The 6,187-nt window shown below is 32.0% G+C and carries 7 protein-coding genes; all 7 read left to right on the forward strand.

The window, feature by feature from the left end; genetic code table 11:
- The first annotated feature begins 5 nt into the window (after positions 1 to 5).
- The 7 genes from ACE01N_RS19600 (at position 6) to ACE01N_RS19630 (ending at position 5,896) form a co-directional block, all read left to right on the forward strand.
- A complete protein-coding gene (locus ACE01N_RS19600) occupies positions 6 to 713 on the forward strand; it encodes a hypothetical protein (protein WP_380592614.1) in 708 nt (235 codons plus the stop codon).
- Complete coding sequence (locus tag ACE01N_RS19605) at positions 706 to 2,274, forward strand: APC family permease (RefSeq protein WP_380592616.1); 1,569 nt, start codon at positions 706 to 708, stop codon at positions 2,272 to 2,274. Before ACE01N_RS19600 ends, ACE01N_RS19605 begins: the two co-directional genes overlap by 8 nt.
- Positions 2,274 to 3,218 (forward strand): metallophosphoesterase family protein, encoded by a 945-nt coding sequence (locus ACE01N_RS19610; RefSeq protein ID WP_380592619.1) that lies wholly within the window; start codon positions 2,274 to 2,276, stop codon positions 3,216 to 3,218. The genes ACE01N_RS19605 and ACE01N_RS19610 overlap by 1 nt, the downstream gene beginning before the upstream one ends.
- Positions 3,218 to 3,928, forward strand: coding sequence for a nucleotidyl transferase AbiEii/AbiGii toxin family protein (locus ACE01N_RS19615; protein ID WP_380592621.1), 711 nt, complete (start codon positions 3,218 to 3,220; stop codon positions 3,926 to 3,928). The genes ACE01N_RS19610 and ACE01N_RS19615 overlap by 1 nt, the downstream gene beginning before the upstream one ends.
- Before the next feature lie 316 nt (positions 3,929 to 4,244).
- A complete protein-coding gene (locus ACE01N_RS19620; protein WP_380592623.1) occupies positions 4,245 to 4,790 on the forward strand; it encodes a hypothetical protein in 546 nt (181 codons plus the stop codon).
- Positions 4,791 to 4,992: 202 nt separating this feature from the next.
- Positions 4,993 to 5,490: a TPM domain-containing protein gene (locus ACE01N_RS19625; RefSeq protein WP_380592625.1), complete on the forward strand. Its 498-nt coding sequence runs from the start codon at positions 4,993 to 4,995 to the stop codon at positions 5,488 to 5,490.
- A gap of 178 nt (positions 5,491 to 5,668) precedes the next feature.
- Positions 5,669 to 5,896 carry a hypothetical protein gene (locus ACE01N_RS19630; protein ID WP_380592627.1) on the forward strand — a complete coding sequence of 76 codons (228 nt, stop codon included), beginning with the start codon at positions 5,669 to 5,671 and terminating at the stop codon, positions 5,894 to 5,896.
- The last annotated feature ends 291 nt before the right edge of the window (positions 5,897 to 6,187 follow it).

The following is a 6,187-nucleotide window of genomic DNA, read 5'->3' on the forward strand; positions in this document are numbered from 1 at the left end:
ATAAAATGCAATTTAAAATTACAGGTATTCTAATACTCATCTTTTTTATGTGTAATTCTGTTATTGGCAGTCAAAAGCAATTAAATTTGAACAAGACAGACTCTTTACAAAACATAAAAATTGAGCTTATAGAAAAAAGGCTGGATTCGATAGAAAAAAACCATTCAGATTTTCAATATCAAAAGAACTATTTCACTCAAGCTTTAGATTCTCAAAATACAATATATTCTATGAACACAACTTTATTCGCCGCCTTGGTTACTATTTTGTTTGGTCTCATAGGTTTTATTGTATATTGGAGAATCACCGCCAACTTTAAATCTAGTTTGACCTCACTGGAATCAAATTACGAAAACATTATAAAGAGTCTTAACAAAGACAAAGCTAGCATCTATACAGCCCACATGAATATTATGGAAAAACTTATTGATAAAATTAAATATGCATTATTATCTGCCAAGTATTACTTAATATCTGATGAAAATGAAGAAGCAATCGATTCATTAAATTTTCTCAGTGAAGAAATACTTAAAAAAATAGGTAATATAAAATATTCAACCATAGATGAGTTTGCCGATGATTATAATTTGTTGAAAGAAATAATAAAAATCAATAAAGATTCTCAAAATGATTTTAGTGTTGAGATTGAGGAGAACCTCAGCAGTATAAAAATTTTATTCGAACAATTAAATCCGCAATATAAAGATGAATAATAATCTAGTTTTCACAAGAAAAACCTCTGGTTTAGTAAAAGGCTTAAGTTGGAAAGATATTTTAATTTTAGTTATCTCTGCCCCCGCAGGTTCCGGTATTTTATATTATTCCGTTTCAACTGCTTCTACATATCCAGGTGGAAATATTGGGATAAGCTTTTTAATAGGAATGGCTTTGTTTATTCCAGTAATTTACCTAGCCGCAATTAATGCTTCAATGATTCCAAATTCAGGTAGTCTTTATGTTTTAATCAGTAGAACAGTAAATCCTTCACTTGGGTTTTTAGCATCAGCGTTGTTTTTCATTGGCTACACATTAAGCATTGGTGTAGTTGCTTTTGTTGTAACACAAGTATTTGGGGGAATTTTGGTCAATTTTGGAATTGTACACGAGCTAACAAGTATTGAAAAATTTGGTACTGCAATTCAAACGCCATTGTGGAGTACTATTGGTGGATGTTTCCTTGTCTTTCTTACTTGGGGGATTGTCTTATTAGGTGTTAAGGTTTTCAGAAATACAATGCGTATTTTATTTTACATTTCTCTGTTGTCCATTTTGGTTGCAATATTGATATTTTTCTTTTCAAATAGCATGTCAATAGAGAATGCATTTAATCAAAGTTGGGGAAATGGCAGCTACGAAAAAATAATTGAACTTGCGAAAAACAATGGTTGGGCGTCTTCTCAATTTTCATGGACACAAACATTTAATCTTTTATTAGTTGTTTTGTTTTCATACGGTGGGTTAGAATTGATAAGCTATGCGAGCGGAGAAACCACAAAACAAAAAAAGAAAAATATCAGAGCTTATGTATTTGCCGGTTTTGCATTAGGGTTACTATATACAGCAATAGCTTTTTCTGTAACGCACGCTTATGGTAATTTTATTGGAGCTTATGATTTTGTATATAAAAATCACAATTCCGAATTAAGTTCTATAATGACACCAGTTGCGCCATCAATTCCCTTTTACATTTCATCCATCATTTCCAATCCTATATTGGGGATATTAATACCTGTTGGAATTTCTATCTGGTTGCTTACTACAATGATTCCTTATTTTTTCGCTCCATCAAGGATAATTTTTGCCCTTGCAATGGATAAAGTTATTCCAGAATCAATGGCAGATGTAAGCAACAAAACAGGTGCACCTACAAAAGCTTCTCATTTGACATTATTATTTGCTTTACTGGGAGTTCTATTTACATTATTAAATGTTGGGACTGTTTTAGGTACGATACTTTTCTGTGCTCTATTTGTGTATTGGTTATATGGTGCGGGTGCAATAATGTTGCCTTTTAAAAACCCGACAATTTATTCTTTATGCCCTGTCAAAAAGAGCTTCCTCAATATCCCTGTTATTACTTGGGTGGGAATGATTGTCTTTGCAATTGGTTGGTTAGTGATATTTATCTCTGTTAAACAGATGGCATATGATATTATTATTTCATTGAGTATTGTTATGGCATTATTGGTACTCTATTATTCTGCCAGACAAATTAAACTTAATAAATCAGGAACCAACACAGATGAAATTTTTAATCAACTACCTCCAGAATAATGAAAATACTCTTTTTAAGCGACATACATGGTTCATCATTAATTTTTGAAAAAGCATTAAATGCAGTTTCGAATTTTGGTATTGATATATTAATTATTAGTGGAGACTTAGCTGGAAAAGATATTCGCCCAATTATTGGAGCTAATGGTTTTTATAAAACGGAAATGGATGGTAAAGTCATTTCTGTTTCTGAAAGAGAAATACATTCAATAAAAAAAAGACTTGAGGACTTAGGACATTATTACTTTTTAACCAACCAGGAAGAATTTAAGAAGCTTCAGTCAATCCCCGATAGAATTATGAAGATTCTTGACGAGAAAATTCTGGAACGATTAGAAGAATGGATTTTAAAAATTATTGACCAAATAAATGTAAATAAGACAAAAGTTATTATTTCCCCAGGAAATGATGATACAAAGCAAATTGATAGTTTATTAATAAAGTATAATAACAGAGGAATTTATACTGGCTTAAAAAATCCTATTTTGTTTAAAGAAGTAGAAATCATCACGCTTGACTACACCAATATTACACCTTGGAATACAGAACGAGAATTAAACGAAAAAAAACTTAAAAAGCTCATAGCAGAAAAAATTGGGGGAATAAAAAACGTCGAAAATGCAATTTTCAATTTTCACTGTCCTCCATTCAATACTAAACTTGACTTAGCGCCTCAACTTGACAAGGATTTAAAATATGATGTTAAGCCTGGTGGAATAAATATAGTGCATACTGGAAGTACAGCAGTTTTTGAATCAATTAAAGAGTATCAACCGCTTTTATCTCTTCACGGTCATATTCATGAGTCCAAAGGATTTGAATATATTGGTCGTACGCTCTCTTTAAATCCGGGTAGTGAGCACGAAAAGGGAATATTGAACGCTTATATAATTGATATTGATGAGAAATGTACAATTAGAGATTTCTATTTAATTGAAGAATGATGAAAAATAATCAGTTGTACAAAAGGAATGAAATTCTGTTTCAAACAGCAAATACAATTCTCAAAGAGTGTAAAACCAACAATATTGAGTTGAGATTATTTGGTAGTGTAGCCCTACTTTTTCTCGACTTATCAAAAAAAGAATGGCTATTTGAAAATCGTCAACAGTTTGGAGATATTGACTTTGTTGTTCGGAGTAAAGACATTGATAATCTTGAGAAATTATTAATCAGTTTAAATTATGAAAATAATAGGAATGTAAAAATGCTCCATGGAAACCAACGTAGGAGTTTTTTTACATCACAAAATATTTCAATAGACTTTTTTCTTGATAATATTATCCTTTGTCAACCAATTGAAATAAATAACCGATTTGAACTTTCATATCCAACACTTACACCAACAGACTTATTTTTATCTAAAATACAGAGGGTAGAATTAAAACCTAAGGACCTATTTGATTTGGATTATATATTAACCTTTGAAATAGACAGTGACTATTTAATTCAGCTGTGTTCAAATGAATGGGGATGGTGGCAAACATTTAATACTAATTTACCTGTATTATTAAGCTATACTGAAAATATTAAAAACAAGACTAAAATTGAAAGCTTAATTGATGAAATTAGAAATGAAGAAAAATCATTAAAATGGAAATGGAGAAATCTTTTCGGTACTAATATGAGATGGCATAATGATGTCGAAGAATAGCCAACGCTCACAGCCAAGCACATTTGCAATTCACACGAGCCAACACACAGACCAAAAATTGCAAAAGAGCTTGTCTGCTTGCCAACGCTTCTTTTGCTGTCCCTAAAAACAAAATTAGGACAGTGCTAAAATTGAAAATATAATGACTGAAAAATAAAGCCCAGCAGGTAACAAAGTGTATAAATCATTGGGCGGAAAATGCAGGTTTTAAAGGCGTTACACTTAATCAACTTTGTAGCAGTTTGACAGGAAAGTGCTTCGAAATGCCCAACGCTTCATACACCAACCGTTAGCTGGCATTTAAAAACACTGAAATATGAGACATTTGACGATTTATTTATTAGCAATTTTAGTATTGACAAGTTGTGGATTAAAACAATCTGATTCACGTGCTAATTCTAATCGGATTGATTCTTTGAAAATTGATAAAGCACAATCAGATGACTGGTTGACATTGAAAAAGTATATTGGGACTTTTCCTAAAGAGACCGATTTTTTTAAAAATCCAATTGTGATAAATGAACTTAAACGGATTTTAGGTTCTGATTATAAATTGTATCTTGACCATGTATCGCTGTCAGGTTGCGGTTCAATGATTTCAAAAAGCAACTTGATAGTTGGTGATATTTCACAGCTTCATGTTGGCGGATATGGTTCGATTGTCTTCATTGATATTGCCAATAAGAGAATGTATTTATTTTGGTTGTCAAGTACCGTGAGTGAAAAAACATATAAGATTTATGGGGATAAACCAATTCCAAATACAATATTGCAATTGATTGTTGATAATATGAATGAAGGATGGGGACATGTTGCGAACTTTACTGTTGATTCAGATAGTATAAAAATTGAAATAAAATAAACGCCAGCTAACACGCGGTCATACTGCATGGCAGTACTTTTAAACCAAATAATTCAACGTTCGCTGCAAGCGCCTTTCGTCCTGACAGTTCCTTTCACGGGTGACAGAAACTGCCACGACACCATACCGCGGGAACGTTAGCGCCAAGTTGAGAATTGATAATATTCAACCACAGTTATTAATTGACAAATTATAAAAATCTATGAAAACAAAAAGCTTATTAATTGGAGTTCTTTTCGGATTGATTTCTCTTTCTGGTTATGCACAAAATGATGAAAAGACAGATTTTAAATTTCCTGATTATATTGGATATGTAAATGACTTTGAAGGAATTTTCACACAAGACCAGATTAAAGAACTCAATGACATTATTTCAAAACATGAGAAAGAAACGACAAATGAAATAGCAATTGTGACAATTAATTCATTTAAACCTTATGAGACATTGTTTGATTATTCTTTGGAATTATTTAATTATTGGGGGATTGGTAAAAAAGATAAAAACAATGGAATAGCAATTGTTTTAGGACAAAAGATTCGACAGATAAGGATTCAAGTTGGATATGGACTTGAAAATAAACTCAAAGACGAAGAAGCTAAAACGATTATTGATAAAATTATTATCCCAGAGTTTAAAAAAGGAGATTTTTATACCGGGACAAAAAATGGATTGATAGCAATAATTCATGAGATTGAATGACTGACTAATAAAACAACCAGGCGCTAACACGCGGTCATAGTGCATGGCAGTATTTTTAAACCAAATAATTCAACGTTCTTTGCCGGCACTTTTCATCCTGACAGTTCCTATCCTATCGGACAGAAACTGCCACGACACCATACCGCGGGACCGTTGGCAGTAATTAAAAAATGAAGACATGACCTTTAACGAAAGATTAAAAGAACTTATAACAAATCTTGAGACTGAAAACTTAAAGCAAAAAGAACAGACTTTGAATGGTGTTTTAGAGATTCTAAAAACAATCGAAACTATTAAAGATTTAAAAAGAGAAAAAAGTCTAATTAACAGGATTGTTATTGATAGTTTTATTGATCAGCAAATAGGTGAAAAGATTTTGCAATTTACAGAGAATTATACAAAATAATATCATGCAAAAAATAGCTACAAGACAAATTTTGAATAGTATACTTGATCTTAGAAAAACGGAGAATAACAAAAAAATAACTACTGCCAACACGCGGTCATAGTGCATGCGGTTTGGTTTTAATTTGCAAACCTTTATTCCGTATGTCGTCGTTTTCGGCTTGACAGTCTCCACTTCGTGGGACAGTCAACCGCACGACACCATACCGCGGGAACGTTAGGCATTATTTAGGTCGATACTGCAAATGAGAGACGCAACAAGAAGAAATAGGAATATCGGTACATCTAAGCA

It is taken from the genome of Quyinboa ferrireducens (genome assembly GCF_042436675.1).
In the GTDB taxonomy this organism is placed as follows: domain Bacteria; phylum Bacteroidota; class Bacteroidia; order Bacteroidales; family UBA5342; genus JBHJHP01.

Excerpts from the sequence above, each read along its gene's own strand:
- ACE01N_RS19600 (WP_380592614.1), top strand. The coding sequence starts at position 6 with ATGCAATTTAAAATTACAGGTATTCTAATACTCATCTTTTTTATGTGT.
- ACE01N_RS19605 (WP_380592616.1), top strand. The coding sequence starts at position 706 with ATGAATAATAATCTAGTTTTCACAAGAAAAACCTCTGGTTTAGTAAAA.
- ACE01N_RS19610 (WP_380592619.1), top strand. The coding sequence starts at position 2,274 with ATGAAAATACTCTTTTTAAGCGACATACATGGTTCATCATTAATTTTT.
- ACE01N_RS19615 (WP_380592621.1), top strand. The coding sequence starts at position 3,218 with ATGAAAAATAATCAGTTGTACAAAAGGAATGAAATTCTGTTTCAAACA.
- ACE01N_RS19620 (WP_380592623.1), top strand. The coding sequence starts at position 4,245 with ATGAGACATTTGACGATTTATTTATTAGCAATTTTAGTATTGACAAGT.
- ACE01N_RS19625 (WP_380592625.1), top strand. The coding sequence starts at position 4,993 with ATGAAAACAAAAAGCTTATTAATTGGAGTTCTTTTCGGATTGATTTCT.
- ACE01N_RS19630 (WP_380592627.1), top strand. The coding sequence starts at position 5,669 with ATGACCTTTAACGAAAGATTAAAAGAACTTATAACAAATCTTGAGACT.